The sequence below is a fragment of the Aeromonas sp. R10-2 genome (assembly GCF_040908445.1).
GTDB lineage: Bacteria > Pseudomonadota > Gammaproteobacteria > Enterobacterales > Aeromonadaceae > Aeromonas > Aeromonas veronii.
On record NZ_JBFODS010000080.1, the window covers coordinates 59749 to 75512 of the forward strand.

Below are 15764 nucleotides of genomic sequence, written 5' to 3' on the forward strand. Positions count from 1 at the left end.
CGGCACGAGCCGGTTGCCTCAATAGCAAAAGCCGGGATTTCCCGGCTTTTTCATCTCTGCTGTTTGTGTGTGGCGTGGCATGACTGCACACCGCCGACTTTTGCGCTATTTGGCCTGCAGGGTAAAGAAGGCGATGGCGGTCTTCTTCTGGCATTCGAAGTGAATGCTCTCTTCCCCGGTCACCACAAGCGTCTCGTTGATGGCCACCTCTTTGCCCTGCACGGCCAGCTGGCCGCTCAGCAGGTGACAGAGGTAGGTCTTCTCTGGCTCGAGGGTAAGGGTCAGCGGGAAGGGGAGGTTCAGCACCCGCACGTTGGCGCTGATGCGATCCGGATGGTAGATAAGCCCGAGATCGGTCACCTCTTTTTTCAGCAACTCGCAGTGGGTCTCCTCATCGCCGCTAAAGTGCGCCGCCTCGAAGGTGGCGTAGGGGTGGCCGTTGAGCACAAAGCCTGCCCCGCTCACCGGCAGCAAAATGCGCTGATAGCCAGGAAAGGGGGAGAAGGGGCCCGCGCTCTTGATGGGGGCCGAGCTCAGTCGATAGTCAAAGTCGAGTTTGGCAAGGCTGCTCCCCTTGGGGGAGATGAGGATCTGGCTGGTGGTGCCCTGCTGGTTTTTCCAGGGCATCTTCTGGTGGTCAGACTCTTTAATCAGGGTGATCACGGGCACTTCCTCACGATAAAAAAACGCAGGGAGCCGGGGACATCTGTCCCGGCTCCCTGATAGAGATTGGCGATGGTAAAGGCGATCAGCCCTGACCATCCAGCGCAGCCAGCCGCGTTTCCATGGCGGCGAGACGGCTCTTGAGCTCGCTCACTTCCAGCTCCAGCTCGCTCAGACGGTCGGCGGCAGGGGAGGCATAGGCCGCTGCGGGGGCTGCATCCATCATCGCCTGAATATCCACCTCCCCGCTAAACAGGTGGGCGTAGCGGGATTCGCGCTTGCCCGGCTCGCGCGGCAGCTTGACCACGTAGGGGCCACGTTCGATGAGCTGGGTCAGCACCGCATCCACCTCGGTGACATCATCGAAGCTGCAGAGGCGGTTGGTGCGCGAGCGCAGCTCCCCCGGGGTTTGCGGGCCGCGCAGCAGCAGTTCGCAGACGATGCCGAGCTCCTGGGCACTGAATTTCAGCTCGCCAAATTCGGTGTTGCAGAACCTGTGCTGGTAGCGGGGCACCCGGGCGTTGAAGCCTGCAGTGTTGACCACCAGCCGCTTGCGGATCAGCTCGTCTACCACGGCGCGGATATCGAGCTCGGAGAGCTCCAGCACCGGCTCGCGGTTGCTCTTCTGGTTGCAAGCGTTGACCAGTGCATTAAGGGAGAGGGGATATTGATCCGGGGTGCAGATCTCTTTTTCAATCAGACAGCCGATGACGCGGGCTTCCAGTGGGCCAAGTACTAACTCCATTTCCTACTCCCTTCCAAATCGAGACATCAAGAGCCCCTATCTTAGTCATGGTCCGCGCCGCGTCTAGCGTTGCGCGCCATTTTTGCGAGCTGATCAGGGGGTTGGCGAAAGGCTCGCCAACGCTACAGACCTCCGCTTTTTATCGCTGCCCCTGATAGAAGCGCGCCTTATTGGCATACATGGCATCGTCAGCCACCCGGCTCAGCTCCGCCAGGGGGGTCTGGTCGCTGCTGCTCCAGCCGATGGCAAAACGCAGCGGGAAGCTGTGCTCCCCATGTTGCACGATGGCGTGCTGCTGGCTTGCCTCAAGTCTACCTGCCAGCAGCTGGCTGGCGAGGTGGTCCGCCTCCGCCAGCAGGACGAACTCGTCGCCGCCGATGCGGAAAATCTTCTCATCCTGACGGCAGAGGGTGCGCAGCTGGCGAGCCATCTGGATTAGCAGGGCGTCGCCCGCCTCGTGCCCATACTGGTCGTTGGTGCGCTTGAGGCCGTTGAGGTCGAGCATGAAGAGGGCGAGGTGACGCTCCGGATGGCGCGCCAGCACCGCCTGATAGTGGTGTAAGGCCTCTTCGAACGCCTGCCGGTTGGGCAGCCCGGTGAGGTTGTCGGTGCGGGCGACCCGCGCCAGCTCGTCGGTGAAGAGGCGCCCCTCGATGCCCACCGCCAACTGCTTGGCAAACAGCCGCAAGATGGCCCTGTCTTCGGACTCCAGCCCTTCTGCGCTCACCATCAGATAACCAAACAGCACGCCACTTTGGCTACCGGGCAGAGTCATGATCTTCCAGAGTGCGTTATCCCACTGGCATTCGGAGTGTTTGACCTCCTCATCCATCAGTTGAGCCAGTTTCTCCTGCAGGGCATCCCGCAAGGGGGCATCGACCCCCTGGGTCAGGAAGTAGTGAGGCTGCCCGTCTCGGCGGATCACCAGTCCCCAGCGGTGGCCAGGATAGAGCTGCGAGAGCTGCAGCAGGGCGGAGCTGGCCAGCTCGGCAATATCGATATCCAGCTGCTGGTGCAGACCGAACTGCAACCAGGATTGCAGGATATGGCGGCTGCGCTCCTCCCGGCTCAGGGCCGAGCGCAGGGCGGTCGTTTGCGAGGCAACCTCTTGCTCCAGTTCGTCGTTGAAGCCGAGCAGCCGCTGGTTGAAGGCCTCTTTCTCGCTATTGGCCTGCTGCAGCTGTTCATTTTGTTGATAGAGCGCCCGCACCTGATCCGAGATGGTACTGGCCATCTCCTGTAGCAACTGGCGCACCTCGTCGTACTCCACAAAGCGCAGCGGCGCCTGCCGTTGCTGGTAATTTCCCTTGCCATAGCTGCGCACCAGCGCGGCCAGCGAGCGCAGCGGTCGGGTGAGCCAGCGGGTGAGCCAGACGCAGCCGATGGCTACCAGCAGCAACATGACGGCGATGCTGACGGTCAGCAGCTGTTGGGATTTGTTGAGCTCGCTGACCCTGTCATTGCTGTAGCTGTAGAGGGTGATGGTGGGGGTGATCTCCTGCTCCAGTTGGGGCCAGCCAATGGCCAGGGGCTGCGCCAACTTGCTTGGCTCCCTGTCATCCATGGCGTTGGCGTTCTGGTGAGCCCCTTCGTAAAGACGGTTCTCGCCCTGGGAGATCACCAGATATTCGCTTCCCTTGAGATAGGGTTCCAGCAACTGGGCCATCTGCCGCCAGGGGAGAATGGCCATCACGAAGCCGGAAGGGGTCTGCATCACCCCTGCTCGCTGGTGGTTGCGATAGATGGGGGCCACCAGCGCCAGCCCGCCGCTGCGGTTTTGCTCCATGTCGTCGACCAGCACGGGATCATCGACGGGCAGCAGCAGATGCTTGCCCTGTTTCGCCTCGCGGGTCTTGCCCCAGGCCATCAGCTGCGGCATCAGGTCGCTCGACTCGAGGTGGGAGGCCTGGCCATTGATGTACTCCACCACCAACCCCTTGTCATCGATGAGGTAGGCCGAGGTGAGCAGGCTGTTGGATTTGACAAAGGTGGCCAGCGCCAGCCGGGCATGGCTGGAGAAGAGAAAATTGTCGAGGGCCTGATGGAGCACCCGATCCTGACTGAGTTGATTGATCTGGGTGCCGATCAGTTCGCTGCGAAAGCGGGCCTCGCGGGTCATGCTGGTGAGGGCCCGCTCCAGCTGTGACTGCTCGCTCTGGGCGATGATCTGGTGCTGGCGGATCAGCAGCACAGTGCTGGCCAGCAGTGCCGGCAGCAAGGCGACGGTGAACAGGATGATGATGAGGGTCGGGCCGAGCCGAAAGGTGCGATGTTTCATGGTGTTTTGACCTGCCGGTACTGCTGATCAGCCAACTGCTGCATATAGCGGGCGGTGTCGGCGGCACTGATCCCCTCTTTAAAGCGCTCGAACCCTTTCTCCATCGCTTGCCAGGCGATGGACATGGCGCTGTCGGAGGGCATGGGGGTACTGAGGGTGAACTGCTCCAGCAGCACTTTTTCCTGAGGCGTGGGACGGCGGCTGATGGCGGTAAAAGCCTGCTGATTGACCGGCAGCAGCGTCCCCTGATGATAGATGAACTGCTGAATATCCTGACGCTGGATAAAGGCCATCAGCGCCTTGATGACGGGTTGCCGATCCTCATCATCCATCGCCCAGCGGGAGGCTCCCATCACGTAGGCGCCGCTCATGGAGTGCATGGGATGGCTTTGCCAGCGGGGCAGCAGGGCGACCCCCAGCTTATCCCCCATGTTCTTCACCAGGTCATTGAACGCCCAGTCCCCATTGATGAGGTAGGCGCTCTTGCCCTCATTGAAGCGGGTGAGGGCGGTGTCATAGTCGCACTCGGGATCGACCCACTGTTCGCTGGCGACGGTGCGGTAGGCCTCCAGTGCCTGCACCATGGCCGGGCTGTCGAGGGTGATGTGCCCTTCGGTCACCGGCGAACCGCCAAAGGTGTGTAAAAAGGCGGCGAAGTAGTACATGTCGTGATAGGGCCAGCTGACGGGGTAGACCCCCTTGGCCTTGAGGGCCGGGGTGATAGCTGTCAGTTGCTGCCATTGGGTCACAGGAGTCGAGACCAGCGCCTTGTTGTAAAACAGCATCAGATGGTTGCCCTGCATCATGGGCATGCCCCAGTGTTGCCTATCCAGGGTGACATAACGCAAGGCGCTGGCCATCAGCGCGGGGGAAAACCACTCGGCCGGGAGGGGAGCGAGGGTCATCTGGCGATAGAGGCCGATAAAATCGGAGGGGATCAGCATCAGATCGGGCAGCCCCCTGGCCTGAGCTGCCAGCAGGAGATCCGCCTTGATCTTGCCCGGCTCAATCTGGGTGACCCGCACTCTGTGGTTCCCCTCCTGATTGAAGCGGGCGATCACGTCGTCGATCACATAACCGGCTTGCTGGGAGTGCCACAGCTCCAGTTCAGGCTCCTGAGCCTGCAGGGGGTGGCTCAATGCGAACAGGCAAAGCAGCAAGAGATGATAAAAAGATCGTTTTCTGCTCATGTTATCATCACCGTTATTCCCTGAATTCCAAGGGAAAAATGTAACAAACTACCGACAAGATCGGTAGGCTCGGGTGTCAACTAATTGACTGAAACAACAAAAAGCCCGGCGCGTGGGCCGGGCTGGGGGATAAATTGCTTATCCGCATATTCTTCGAGGCATCTATTGTGGATGTTGTTTGAGGATGTCGTATATCTCCTCTTTCAGTTTGAGTTTCTGTTTTTTCAGATCTCTCACCTCGGCGCTATAGTCGCTGGCGTGATGCTTTTCCAACTTTCTAATCTCCGCATCCAGGTCGTTGTGCAAGTCAAACTTCTTCTGGAAATGGACATCACTGCTCTTCAGTTTCGAGATGAGTTCTCTGTACTCTGGGAACATGTAATGGAGCCTCCTTGGTTTCGTTTGATTGTGCCTGTAAGACCAAAGCTACCCCTTAGTGCCGGGGATAAATGTGATCCTGATCGGATTTGGGGGCAATGATTTGGAGTATTCGGCGGGATATTTATAACTTGTTGAATTAAAACAAGATAAGTGATTTATCAATCTGAATGGTGAGCCAAACTGTGCGACAAGTCACAACAGGGGCAGTGTTGGCGTGAGGGTGCAGGATCAAAAAAGGGGCCGAGTGGCCCCTTTTTATGGATGCAGGCAACGTTACTCTTTCTCTTCGTCCGCCTGCTCTTTTTTCTTTTTCTTCTCGGGCAGCGGCTTGCCGTCGCGGTGGATCACCTTGCCCGCCTCAAAGCCAATCTGGGCGGCCAGCTCCTCCAGATCCGCCGACTTGGCCTGATCCCCGATGGCGTAGCGATAATTGGCGATGGAGAGTTTGTCAGCCACCGGCGTGCCCGGGACGATAGGCTCGCGCCAGCCCTGGCCGATGTGGGCCACCAGGGTGCCGTTCATCAACAGCTCGCCGACGATCTCCTGGGTCGGATTGCCCTTGCCGTAGGTGAGACCCTGGGGGTGCTTCTTGCCGACCAGCGGCTCGTTGCTGGCGGGGATCAGCTTGGTGCGGATCAGCCACTTGGGCTTTTTGGTGTTGCCTACCGCCTTGCCGGTTTGGTACTCGTTGATCTTGATGGTCTTGATCATCTGGGCCATGAAGTCCTTGGTCAGCGCCTTCTGGGCATCGCTGGTTTCATCGATGGCGATGGGGGCCACATACCAGGTCTGGGTGGCTTGAGCCTTGGGAGCGGCAGGGGCAGTTTGCGCCATGGCCAGGGGGCTGAGCAGGATGGCAGCCAGCAAGAGTCCTATCTTCTTCATTGTGATTCCGCTTTTGTTTCAACAAGAATTTTGTTTTGCCAGCGACGACTGCGCCAGCGCCAGAACATGGCCAGACCGCGCACCCACTCGTCGCAGGCCAGCGCCAGCCAGATACCGACCAGTCCATAACCCTGCATGATACCGAGGAAATAGGAGAGTGGCACGGCAATTCCCCACATGGATAGCAACGCCATGTAGAGGGGGAAACGGGCATCCCCGGTGGCCCGCAGGGCGTTGATCACCACCAGATTGAAGGTGCGGCCGGGTTCGAGGATAAGGCTGATAAGAAACAGTTGCGCCACCTGGGTGATGATGTCGGCATCATCGGTAAAGAGGCTGATGATGGTACGGCCATTGAGGGCAGCCGCCACGGCGATGACGCAGGTGACTGCCAGCCCGAGCTTGAGGCTCTTGAGCAGCTGTTGATAGGCGCGTTCGAACTGTCTGGCACCTGCCAGATGACCGATGATGATCTCGTTGCCAAGGCCGATGGAGAGGCCAAACAGCAGGATAAACAGGCAGATCTGGAAGAAGTAAGATTGGGTCGCCAGCGCCTTGTCCCCCAGCAGTCCGACAAAGGCTGTCACCACCATAAACTGCAGCATCCAGGAGAGGTTCTCCCCTGCAGCAGGCAGGCCGATATGGAGCACCTTGCCCAGCATCTCCCGGCTGGGGTGGACGATATCGCGCACCACCAGGCGAATGCCGGTTTTGCGGGCTACCAGCCACACCAGCAGCACCACGCCCACCAGACGCCCGGCAACTGTGCTGATGGCGACACCGGCGACGCCAAGCTGGGGCAGGCCGAACCAGCCGTAGAGCAGCAGCAGGTTGCCGACGAAGGTGATGAGGTTGACGATGAGGGTCACATACATCGCCTGACGGGTGTGGCCGTGAGCGCGCAGGGTAGCCGCCAGACAGAGCGCTGCGGCCTCAGGCAGCAGGCAGAGACCGATGATCTGCAAGTAAAGCGTCCCGTCGCTCATCAGATTGGCGGGCAGGTTCATCAGCGCCAGCATGGTGCTGGCCCCCGCCATCACGCCGATGGCGGCCACCAGACCGATCAGCAGGTTGAAGCCGATAGCGGTGTGGATCACCACCCGACTCTTCTCCCGATCGCCGGCCCCCAGATACTGGGTGATCACCACGCTGGTACCGATACTGACGAAGCTGAACAATGTGATGGCGAGATCGAACACCTGATTGCCGACCGCCAGCGCCGCCACTCCCTGATAGGAGACGTGACCCACCATGAAGGTATTGAGGGCGCCGGTCAGAAAGTGCAGGGCGAGATCGATAAAGAGCGGCCAGGTCAGCGCAAAGAGGGTGCCCGGGCCTGCGTGGGATTGAGATTGCATGGCATGTCCAACAGCTGGGAGGGCACGGGGGAGTGCCCTCTGGGGGCGCATTTAACACCAAGGCCAAGGCCGGTGCAATCCTTGTGCAGGATTGCACCGGCCAGGGGCGCAGGCCAAGGGATCAGGCAGGCGTGGCGCCCGCCTCCTGTTCGCTTGGCAAGGTGAGGCGCGCCGAGTCGGGCAGGGCATCATCCTGCGGCCAGTTGGAGCGGATGGCATCTGTGGTGCTCTCCACCACCGCATCATCCTTGAACACCGGCTCGCGATAGCAGCGGGTCAGGCGCAGCGCCTGATACATATCGGGGCAGAGGATGATCCCCTCATCGCCTACCCGCACGCCCGCCTGCTTTAACCAGTGAGTCATCTGACCGTGGCGACCCGCCATCACCATATGGATGCCGCGCCGTTTCAGCTCTTTGTGCAGCTCTCCCACCATGCTCATCACGCTGATGTCCTGATGGGTGAAGCAGGCGACTGCATCGATCACCAGACACTTGGGGGCTCGGGGATCCTGCACCAGCAGGGCCAGCACCCGCCGCTTGAAATAGGGGGCATTGAAGTAGGTGAGCGGTGAGTTGAAGCGATAGACCAGAATACCCGGGATCGCCTTGGCCTGTTCGTTGTCCCCCAGTGTACGTACTACCCCCTCGTCATCCATGCCAAGCAGCTGGTCGGTGGGGCGCATCACATTGCGCAGGAACTGGAACAGCCCCAGCAACACGGCGAGGGTGATCCCCGGGATCACCCCCATGGTGAGCACGCTGATAAAGGTGACCAGCGCCAGCCAGAAGGCGGAGCGATCGGAGTGGCGCAGGGCCCAAAGACCGCGAAAATCGGTGAGCGACAGGGAGGCCATCACCAGCACCACCCCGAGGGCGGCGGTGGGAATATATTTGAGCGGCGCCGTCAGATAGAAGGTGATGAGGGCTATCACCGCCGCAGCGATGATGGAGACCAGCTGGCTCTTGCCGCCGTTGGCGTCGTTGACCGCGGTGCGTGAATCCGCGCCGCTGATGGCAAAACCCTGTGAGACCGCGGAGGCGAGGTTCGCCATACCGAGGGCCCGAAACTCCTTGTCCGCGTCTATCTCATAACCGTTTTTGGCGGCAAAGCTGCGGGCGGTCAGCATCATGGAGACGAAGCTCACCATGGCGAGGTTAAGGGCTGGCAGCACCAGCTCCCGCATCAGGCCGGGGGGAAATTCCGGCATCTGGAAGGCGGGCAGGCCGGAGCCCACCGTCCCCAGGGTGGCGATATCAAACTGGCCGAGATTAAAGCCCCACACCAGCGCAGCGGTCACCACCATGGCCACCATGGAGGAGGGCCATGCCGGTTTGTAGCGCTTGGCCAGCAGCAGGGTGAGCAGAGCCACCAGACTCATGGCCAGGGTCGGCAGATGGGTCTGGGTGATATAGGTGGCCCCGCTGGCGATCCGCTCGATGAGGTAACGTTCGCTGAAAGTGAAGCCGAAGATCTTGGAGAGCTGGCCCACCATGATGGTGATGGCCACACCATTGAGCAGCCCCATCAGGATGGGTCGGGAGAGAAAGTCCGCCAGCACTCCCAGCTTGAAGCGGCTGGCAATCAGGCACCAGAAGCCGGTCATGGCGGTCATGGTCATCACCAGTTGCCAGTGACGGGTGGGGTCGCCTGCGGCCAGCGGCGTCACCACGGCGGCAATGACCGCGCAGGTGGCGGCATCGGGGCCGACAATCAGCTGGCGGGAGGTGCCAAACAGGGCGTAGACCAGCATGGGCAGGATGCAGGAGTAGAGACCGACGATGGCACCCACCCCGGCAAGCTCGGCATAGGCGATGGCGACGGGCAGCGCCACGGCCGCCACCGAGAGTCCGGCGCGAAGATCTGGCATCAACCAGGCGCGCTGGTAATGCAGCAGGGCGGCGAGGCCCGGTAGCCAGCGTTCGAGAGAGAAGAAGTCGCGCATTATTTAACCCATTGAGTTACAACCAGCTTTTCCCCTAGTGTGCCCAAGGTTATCGAAAGATTGCAATCAGGTTATGGCCAGTTTACCTGAAGGTCAGGCCAGATAGCCTGCCAGCGTTTCTCCTTGATGCGCTGGGTAAAAATCTGTTTGTCCTGACGACATCTGGGGTTGGCACTCACTTGCAGCGACCAGTTGATGGTAAAGCCGTAGGGGGCAAGCCACTCGAACTCGCCATCTCGGGTGAGGCGCACGCCGATGCAGGTGGGCACTTCGACCCAGTGGCTGAGCGCCTCAAGGCTGCTGGCAAACGGCGCCACCAGCTGCCGCGTGTGCATGCGGGCCTGATTGCGCACTTCCCACTGCTGACCTGGCAGCCGCTTTGCCAGCCAGGTTTCATGCGCCGTCTCGGCCAGCCCTTGCGGATCGGTTTTATCGAGATAGATAAGGTCGATATCGTTGAGCGGGGTGGGCACCGCCTTGTGGTGAAGGTGATCCCAGATGAGATTGCGGATAAAGCCTGCTCCCAGCGCCCAGTCGGGCAGATTGAGCTCGGCCGCGGCTTGCAGGCAGGCCATCCGCTGCGGATCGGCCCGCAGCAGGGCTTCTGTTTTGGCTTGGAATTGCTGTTCGAGGGCGGAGTTCAGAGGTTCAGTTGTTGGCATTGCGGCGTAACCAGACATCAATGTAGCGGCAGCTCGGCACTATAGTGAGCCCCTCCGCCTGAGTCCAGTTGAAGAAGGCGCGCGCCAGCTGATCGGCAATCCCCTGCACCCGCAGCTCGGGGGGTACGAAGGTGCTGTAGGCGTCGATGGTCTTGGCATCGAGCCGCCGGTAGCGCAGTCTCGACTCTTTCCCCTCCACCATACAGATGAACTGTTGCTGGTTGGCCTGATGGATGATGTCGCTCATGGTGGGCACCTCTGGCATAAAGTTGAGTCTCTCGGCACAACATAACTGTTAGCCAAGGTATAGAACAGATAATGAGAGCCCGTGGTCAATATCATCCCCCTTTGACAGGGGGCACATCGATATCGCGATGCAGATCAAGGTGCCCGATGGTGAGTCGGGCACCGCGTTAGTGTCAACACAAGAGTGTTAGCAAAGAGGTCGGGATCAGGCCCAGGCTCGCTCCAGCAGGGTGAGTAACTGCTCACGGTCGGCATCTTTGCGATTGAACAGCAGGGCACCGTCGTTGATCGCCAGATCGCGGATCTCGGTCAGTAGCGAGCGATCGCTTACCCCTGCCTCGCTCATGGTGCGCGGCAGCTTGACCGCTTGCCACAAGGTGTCGCGCAGGGTGCGAATGGCTGTGATGGTTGCCTCTGCTCGCTGATGGGCCGGGGTGGCAGCAAAGCGCTCTGCCCCCACCAGCGGCAACAGCAGCCGGGCCAACTCGCTATCCACCTCGGGGCGGTTGTAGTCGAGCACGGTCGGCAAAAAGAGGTTCATGCACAGCCCGTGGGGCAGATGGCAGCGGGCTCCCAGACTGTGGCCGAGGGCGTGCACCAGCCCCACCATGGAGTTGGAGAATGCCATGCCAGCCAGCGTGGAGCCTTCCGCCAGTTGCAGCCGCAGCTGTTTGTTTTGCGGGTCGTGGATGATTTGCGGCAGGGCGCTGGCGATCTTCTCCACCGCCATCAGGGCCAGTGCATCGCTCACCGGGTTCTTGGCGGTACCGATAAAGGCCTCGATGGCGTGGGTCATGGCGTCCATGGCGGTAGCGGCGGTGATATTGAGGGGCAGTCCCTGGGTCAGGCGCGGGTCGAGCACCGCCAGCTGGGGCAGCAGGAAGGGGGAGGTGAAGGGCACCTTGCGCCCGCTCGCCTCATCCTTGATCACTGCAACCAATGTCACTTCTGATCCTGTGCCCGCCGTGGTGGGCACCACCGCCAGCGGCTTGAGGGGACGGGTCAGGCAACCGGCGCCCGAGTAGTCGAGCAGGTGTTCACCCCCCATGGAAGTGAGAATGTTGACCGCCTTGGCGGTGTCGATGACCGAGCCGCCCCCCAGTGCCACCAGACTGTCGCAGTCGAGCTCGCGATAGCGTTTGGCGATCCGCTCCACCACGGCGGTGGAAGAGTCGGCCGGGATCTCGTCCCAGATGGCGGCGACCGGCAGCTCCCCCTCGGCCAGCACATTGGCCAGCAGGGTGGCAAGGCCGGTAGCATTGACCCCCTTGTCGGTCAGCAGCAGCGGGCGGCGGGCCCCGAGGCTGGCCAGCTCGCTGGCCAGTTGCTCCAGCGCCTGTTCACCGGCCAGCAGTTTGACCGGGCAGAAAAAATCGTAATAGCGGCTCATTTCAAGGCTCCTTGCGCGTTAGCCGGTCACCAGACCCAGATAGATGTTGCAGGCCCGGCCGATCTTGTTGGTCGGGGCTGGATAGTGGCGCAGCAGAGGCCGCGCGATAAAGGCGGGCAGGATCAGGGACTGCAACTGCTCAAGCCCCCGTACCAGATGCATGGCAACGGTCAGGTCTCCCTCCACCAGCAGCCGGTTTTCACTGAACGCCTGATTGACCCCGAGCCGAAAGCTCAGGGCGCGAAAGGCGATATTGGGGTGCTTGAAGCGCACCCGCAGCGGATGGATGGTGGCATGGGGGGCGACTGGCGCACCGGGATACCAGCGCCCACCCTGCTTGTGCATGTTCATGGCGTATCCGATGCCGCCTACTTCGAGGCGGATTGCCAGCCCGTCCGGCAACGGCGCCAATTCGCGGCGTACCGCCTCATCGGTGCGGGCGGCGCGGCAGAGGGTACGACCCACCATCCAGAGCAGTGTGGTGATCCAGAGGCGGCGGCCAAGTGCGGCCAGAGATTCAACGGTCGGAGTTGTCATAGGGGTTGGCTCCTGAGATGGCTGACCAGAAGAGGGCAAAGGCACTGGCTTGCCAGTAGTCGTCCTCTCCCAGCTCCGGTTGATCGACAAACAGTGATGCGCAGGCGAGGAACTGGCCCTGACACACCTCCAGCAACAGTGGTGCGGGAGCCTGCATCAGCTCGCCGCTGGCCTGCCCCTTTGCCAGCAGGGCAGGCAGAAAGCGCAGGGCATCGTTCAGGATCTGGCTGCGGGCCGGTCTGGCCAGCAGCGGGGAGTGAAAGAAGCCGAGCACGAATTTGAGCTCATTGGGATGCGCCAGCATCCATCTCATCGCCAGCTGCCAGTAGTGGCGGGTCTGGTCGTACAGCGGCAGGGTGGGATCTGCTTCATGGATGGCGCTCCCCATCCGGGTTTTCACATCCTGATAGAGGGCGAGGATCAGCGCCTCCTTGCTCGGAAAGTGGTGGAACAGAGTGCCGTTGGCCACCCCGGCTGCCTTGGCGATTCGAGCTGTGGCAGCCCCCTGCAGGCCATCTTCGGCGCAGAGGGCGAGGGCGGCATCCAGGATCTGGCGGCGCTTGTCGGTCATGGTTTGTGGCTGCGGGATAGCCTGGTTCATGGTCATCTCCATCAGCGCAGGAAGAAGGCCATCATCAGCTTCTGGATCCAGCTGTGGTAGGGGGGATGGATCAGGGAGCCGGTGGTGAACTTGCCGCGGGTCAGCACGGTTTTCGCCTTGGAGAAGGTGAGGAACCCCTCGTGGCCGTGGTAGTGGCCCATGCCGGAGGCGCCGATGCCGCCGAACGGCACATCGTCGGCCGCCACCTGAAACAGGCTCTCGTTGATCGCCATGCCGCCGGAGTGGGTCTCCCGGGTCACCCGTGCCTGCAACTCGGGATCGAAGCTCATCAGATAGAGGGCCAGCGGGCGGGGCCGCTCAGCCACATAGGCGAGCGCCTCCTCCAGGGTGTCGTAGGGAATGAGCGGCAGCAGCGGGCCAAAGATCTCCTGCTGCATCACCTGACACTGGCCCGGCACTCCGGTCAGCAGGTGGGGCGCCAGCAGGCGGCGCTGATCGTCGCGGACCGGGCTGCCACAGGGGTGGAGCTGGGCACCCGCCTGCTCGGCTTCATCCAGCCAGCTGACGAGACGTTGATACTGGCGGTCGTTGATGATGGCGCCGTAGTCAGCGCTATTGAGCCCCTGCGGGTAGAGCTTGCTGAAGTGGCGGCGATAGGCGGCGATAAAGTTATCCACCTCGCTACGGGGCAGCAGCACATAGTCGGGGGCGACGCAGATCTGCCCGGCGTTGAGGCTCTTGCCGAAGATCATCCGCTCGACCGCGGTGGCGACCGGCATGTCGGGGGTGATGAGACAGGGGCTCTTGCCACCCAGCTCAAGGGTGAGGGGGGTGAGCTGGGGCGCGGCGGCAGCCATCACCAGCTTGCCCACCATGGTGGAGCCGGTAAAGAGCAGGTGATCGAACGGCAGTGAGCTGAACGCCGCCGCCATCTGGGCATCCCCCTCGATGATGGCGATCTCGTTTTCGTCAAACACGCTGGTGAGCATGGTGCGCAGCACGGCATTGGTATGGGGGGTGAACTCGGAGAGTTTCAGCATCGCCCGGTTGCCCGCCGCGATGGCGGTGATAAGGGGGCCAAGGCTCAGCATCACCGGAAAGTTCCACGGCACGATAATGCCGACTACCCCGAGTGGCTGGAAGTGCACCTCTACTTTGGCGGGGGCCAGCAGCAGGCCGGTGTGGCGGCGGTGGGGCTGCATCCAGCGTTTGAGCCGCTTCTGGGTGTAGTTGATCTGCATGATGCAGGGCAGCACATCGGCAATCAGGCTGTCGTAGTGGCTGCGCTGGCCATAATCTGCTGCCAGCGCCTTGCACAGCTGCCCCTTGTGGGCGAGCAATGCCTGTTTGAGTTTGGTCAGCTGCGCCCGGCGCTCGGCCAGGGTTGGCATGGGGTGAGCCAGACTCGCCCGCTTGAGCCGCGCCAGCTGATCCGGCAGGGACAATTTGATGGCGAGGATATCCTCAGGAGTGTGTTGAAGCTGCGCCGCACCCATGTTGTTCTCCGCATGAAAAATGACCGACTGATTAGTCGGTCTACATGTACAGGATCTTTAGCAGCAACCAATTGAAATAGATATAAAAATGGCTTCGATTGTGATCTGATTTTATCGCCAAACAAAACCGCCACGCACGAAGCCATGACCATTATCGATGCCAACCACTATCTTGAGCAACTTCTCTCTCCTGCCGAACTCGACCGCATTGCCCGTGACTGCCAATTTTGCTTGCGCAAACGAGCCATTACGCCTGCCATGCTGGTGACTGCACTCTTGCGGGCACTTGGCTGCGACCAGGTCGATGGTATCGCTGGATTGCACCATCATTTCAATGCCTTGCAACTGGTTGATGCCCATCAGGTTTCCTACAAGCCCTTTCACAACCAGTTGCGCAAAGCGTCGTTCGCCCTGTTCATGAAGGCGCTGGTTGAACGGGCTATCGCCTTGCGTATCGGCCAACAGATGAAGACTGCATCCCTTGGCGCATTCAAACAGGTGTTGTTGCAGGATGGTACTTCCTTTGCCGTCCACAAAAGCCTGGCCGAAGTGTTTCCGGGAAGGTTCAAGACCATTAGCCCGGCGGCAATCGAGTGTCATATGCTCATGTCTCTATTGGAGCAAAGTCCAGTTTGCATGCAGGTCTCTGCCGATACGGCGTCAGAGCGCCAGTTCCTGCCTGAGCCCGAGCGGCTCAATAACAGCCTGCTGTTGGCGGACGCGGGTTACATCGATATGGCCTACTTTGCGAAACTAAACGAGGCGGGCGGTTTCTATCTGGTCAGGGGTAGTAAGAGCCTGAACCCGAAGATTATCCGGGCATGGCGCGGTGACGAACGGGAAGTGCCGAAGCTGGCGGGCCTGTCACTCAAGGATGCTGGACGGCGGCACTGTCGGGCAGAGGTACTGGATATGGTGGTGAAATCGGGCAAGTTCGAGTATCGGCTGATCCGACGCTGGTTTGCCGAGGAGAAACGGTTCTGTATCTGGATGACCAATCTGCCACGAGAGGCATGGCCAGCAGAGCGGGTGATGAGCCTGTACCGCTGTCGTTGGCAGGTGGAGCTGCTGTTTAAGGAGTGGAAGTCGCACAACCGGCTCAAGGGCTTTGTGACAGGTCAGAAAGCCATTGCCGAGGGGCTGGTGTGGGCCAGCCTGTTGTCGCTGGTGATGAAAAGACGGGTAGCTCAGACGCTGATGGGGGACGGTTTATCCACACTGAAAGCGGCGAAAAATAGCGGAACCTGGTGGTTCCCGTTATTGGAAGCGGTGGCTCATCGGGTGTTGGTGGAAATAAGAGAGCGTCTGGAATGGGCTGCCGTTTACTTGGCGAAAAATGCCCGTCGAACCAAGCAGCGAAAATCGATACAGAACAGGACCTTAGAAGGAATTTCAAATGAAGTGTTTTCTTAAGGTCCTGTATATG

At 60.7% G+C, this 15764-nt stretch carries 15 protein-coding genes; 1 reads left to right on the forward strand and 14 read right to left on the reverse strand.

Annotated features, from left to right (window positions below; all coding sequences use genetic code 11):
* Window positions 1–105: 105 nt before the first annotated feature.
* The 14 genes from AB5Y97_RS15995 to AB5Y97_RS16060 form a co-directional block, all read right to left on the reverse strand.
* Window positions 106–663, reverse strand: coding sequence for a HutD family protein (locus tag AB5Y97_RS15995; protein WP_042057881.1), 558 nt, complete (start codon window positions 661–663; stop codon window positions 106–108).
* 85 nt (window positions 664–748) lie between these two features.
* Window positions 749–1408, reverse strand: coding sequence for a YceH family protein (locus AB5Y97_RS16000; RefSeq protein WP_368158438.1), 660 nt, complete (start codon window positions 1406–1408; stop codon window positions 749–751).
* 139 nt (window positions 1409–1547) lie between these two features.
* Entirely contained in the window at window positions 1548–3686 is a 2139-nt protein-coding gene (locus AB5Y97_RS16005; protein WP_368158440.1) for a diguanylate cyclase, read from the reverse strand.
* A complete protein-coding gene (locus AB5Y97_RS16010; RefSeq protein ID WP_201945927.1) occupies window positions 3683–4876 on the reverse strand; it encodes an extracellular solute-binding protein in 1194 nt (397 codons plus the stop codon). Before AB5Y97_RS16010 ends, AB5Y97_RS16005 begins: the two co-directional genes overlap by 4 nt.
* Window positions 4877–5038: 162 nt before the next feature.
* Window positions 5039–5254 carry a YdcH family protein gene (locus AB5Y97_RS16015; protein ID WP_005337763.1) on the reverse strand — a complete coding sequence of 72 codons (216 nt, stop codon included), beginning with the start codon at window positions 5252–5254 and terminating at the stop codon, window positions 5039–5041.
* A 276-nt stretch (window positions 5255–5530) separates the two neighbouring features.
* On the reverse strand, window positions 5531–6142 hold the full coding sequence (locus tag AB5Y97_RS16020; RefSeq protein WP_005337761.1) for a hypothetical protein: 612 nt from the start codon (window positions 6140–6142) through the stop codon (window positions 5531–5533).
* Window positions 6139–7500 (reverse strand): MATE family efflux transporter, encoded by a 1362-nt coding sequence (locus AB5Y97_RS16025; protein ID WP_201937192.1) that lies wholly within the window; start codon window positions 7498–7500, stop codon window positions 6139–6141. Before AB5Y97_RS16025 ends, AB5Y97_RS16020 begins: the two co-directional genes overlap by 4 nt.
* A 121-nt stretch (window positions 7501–7621) precedes the next feature.
* Window positions 7622–9445, reverse strand: a complete 1824-nt coding sequence (locus AB5Y97_RS16030) for a SulP family inorganic anion transporter (RefSeq protein ID WP_021230679.1) — start codon at window positions 9443–9445, stop codon at window positions 7622–7624.
* Between the two features lie 71 nt (window positions 9446–9516).
* Window positions 9517–10107 carry a nucleotidyltransferase family protein gene (locus AB5Y97_RS16035; RefSeq protein WP_201945929.1) on the reverse strand — a complete coding sequence of 197 codons (591 nt, stop codon included), beginning with the start codon at window positions 10105–10107 and terminating at the stop codon, window positions 9517–9519.
* Window positions 10094–10354 (reverse strand): GNAT family N-acetyltransferase, encoded by a 261-nt coding sequence (locus tag AB5Y97_RS16040; protein ID WP_005337747.1) that lies wholly within the window; start codon window positions 10352–10354, stop codon window positions 10094–10096. Before AB5Y97_RS16040 ends, AB5Y97_RS16035 begins: the two co-directional genes overlap by 14 nt.
* Before the next feature lie 204 nt (window positions 10355–10558).
* Window positions 10559–11743 carry an iron-containing alcohol dehydrogenase gene (locus AB5Y97_RS16045; RefSeq protein ID WP_201945930.1) on the reverse strand — a complete coding sequence of 395 codons (1185 nt, stop codon included), beginning with the start codon at window positions 11741–11743 and terminating at the stop codon, window positions 10559–10561.
* Between the two features lie 18 nt (window positions 11744–11761).
* Window positions 11762–12280: a hypothetical protein gene (locus AB5Y97_RS16050; protein ID WP_201945932.1), complete on the reverse strand. Its 519-nt coding sequence runs from the start codon at window positions 12278–12280 to the stop codon at window positions 11762–11764.
* Window positions 12261–12881, reverse strand: coding sequence for a TetR/AcrR family transcriptional regulator (locus AB5Y97_RS16055; protein WP_201945934.1), 621 nt, complete (start codon window positions 12879–12881; stop codon window positions 12261–12263). The genes AB5Y97_RS16050 and AB5Y97_RS16055 overlap by 20 nt, the downstream gene beginning before the upstream one ends.
* Window positions 12882–12892: 11 nt before the next feature.
* Window positions 12893–14338 (reverse strand): coniferyl aldehyde dehydrogenase, encoded by a 1446-nt coding sequence (locus AB5Y97_RS16060; RefSeq protein ID WP_201945936.1) that lies wholly within the window; start codon window positions 14336–14338, stop codon window positions 12893–12895.
* Window positions 14339–14482: 144 nt separating this feature from the next.
* Here AB5Y97_RS16060 and AB5Y97_RS16065 point away from each other — a divergent pair, with 144 nt between their 5' ends.
* Window positions 14483–15751, forward strand: a complete 1269-nt coding sequence (locus AB5Y97_RS16065) for an IS4-like element ISAeme4 family transposase (RefSeq protein ID WP_041206016.1) — start codon at window positions 14483–14485, stop codon at window positions 15749–15751.
* The last annotated feature ends 13 nt before the right edge of the window (window positions 15752–15764 follow it).

Excerpts from the sequence above, each read along its gene's own strand:
- AB5Y97_RS16000 (WP_368158438.1), bottom strand. The coding sequence starts at position 1,408 with ATGGAGTTAGTACTTGGCCCACTGGAAGCCCGCGTCATCGGCTGTCTG.
- AB5Y97_RS16005 (WP_368158440.1), bottom strand. The coding sequence starts at position 3,686 with ATGAAACATCGCACCTTTCGGCTCGGCCCGACCCTCATCATCATCCTG.
- AB5Y97_RS16010 (WP_201945927.1), bottom strand. The coding sequence starts at position 4,876 with ATGAGCAGAAAACGATCTTTTTATCATCTCTTGCTGCTTTGCCTGTTC.
- AB5Y97_RS16015 (WP_005337763.1), bottom strand. The coding sequence starts at position 5,254 with ATGTTCCCAGAGTACAGAGAACTCATCTCGAAACTGAAGAGCAGTGAT.
- AB5Y97_RS16020 (WP_005337761.1), bottom strand. The coding sequence starts at position 6,142 with ATGAAGAAGATAGGACTCTTGCTGGCTGCCATCCTGCTCAGCCCCCTG.
- AB5Y97_RS16025 (WP_201937192.1), bottom strand. The coding sequence starts at position 7,500 with ATGCAATCTCAATCCCACGCAGGCCCGGGCACCCTCTTTGCGCTGACC.
- AB5Y97_RS16030 (WP_021230679.1), bottom strand. The coding sequence starts at position 9,445 with ATGCGCGACTTCTTCTCTCTCGAACGCTGGCTACCGGGCCTCGCCGCC.
- AB5Y97_RS16035 (WP_201945929.1), bottom strand. The coding sequence starts at position 10,107 with ATGCCAACAACTGAACCTCTGAACTCCGCCCTCGAACAGCAATTCCAA.
- AB5Y97_RS16040 (WP_005337747.1), bottom strand. The coding sequence starts at position 10,354 with ATGAGCGACATCATCCATCAGGCCAACCAGCAACAGTTCATCTGTATG.
- AB5Y97_RS16045 (WP_201945930.1), bottom strand. The coding sequence starts at position 11,743 with ATGAGCCGCTATTACGATTTTTTCTGCCCGGTCAAACTGCTGGCCGGT.
- AB5Y97_RS16050 (WP_201945932.1), bottom strand. The coding sequence starts at position 12,280 with ATGACAACTCCGACCGTTGAATCTCTGGCCGCACTTGGCCGCCGCCTC.
- AB5Y97_RS16055 (WP_201945934.1), bottom strand. The coding sequence starts at position 12,881 with ATGAACCAGGCTATCCCGCAGCCACAAACCATGACCGACAAGCGCCGC.
- AB5Y97_RS16060 (WP_201945936.1), bottom strand. The coding sequence starts at position 14,338 with ATGGGTGCGGCGCAGCTTCAACACACTCCTGAGGATATCCTCGCCATC.
- AB5Y97_RS16065 (WP_041206016.1), top strand. The coding sequence starts at position 14,483 with ATGACCATTATCGATGCCAACCACTATCTTGAGCAACTTCTCTCTCCT.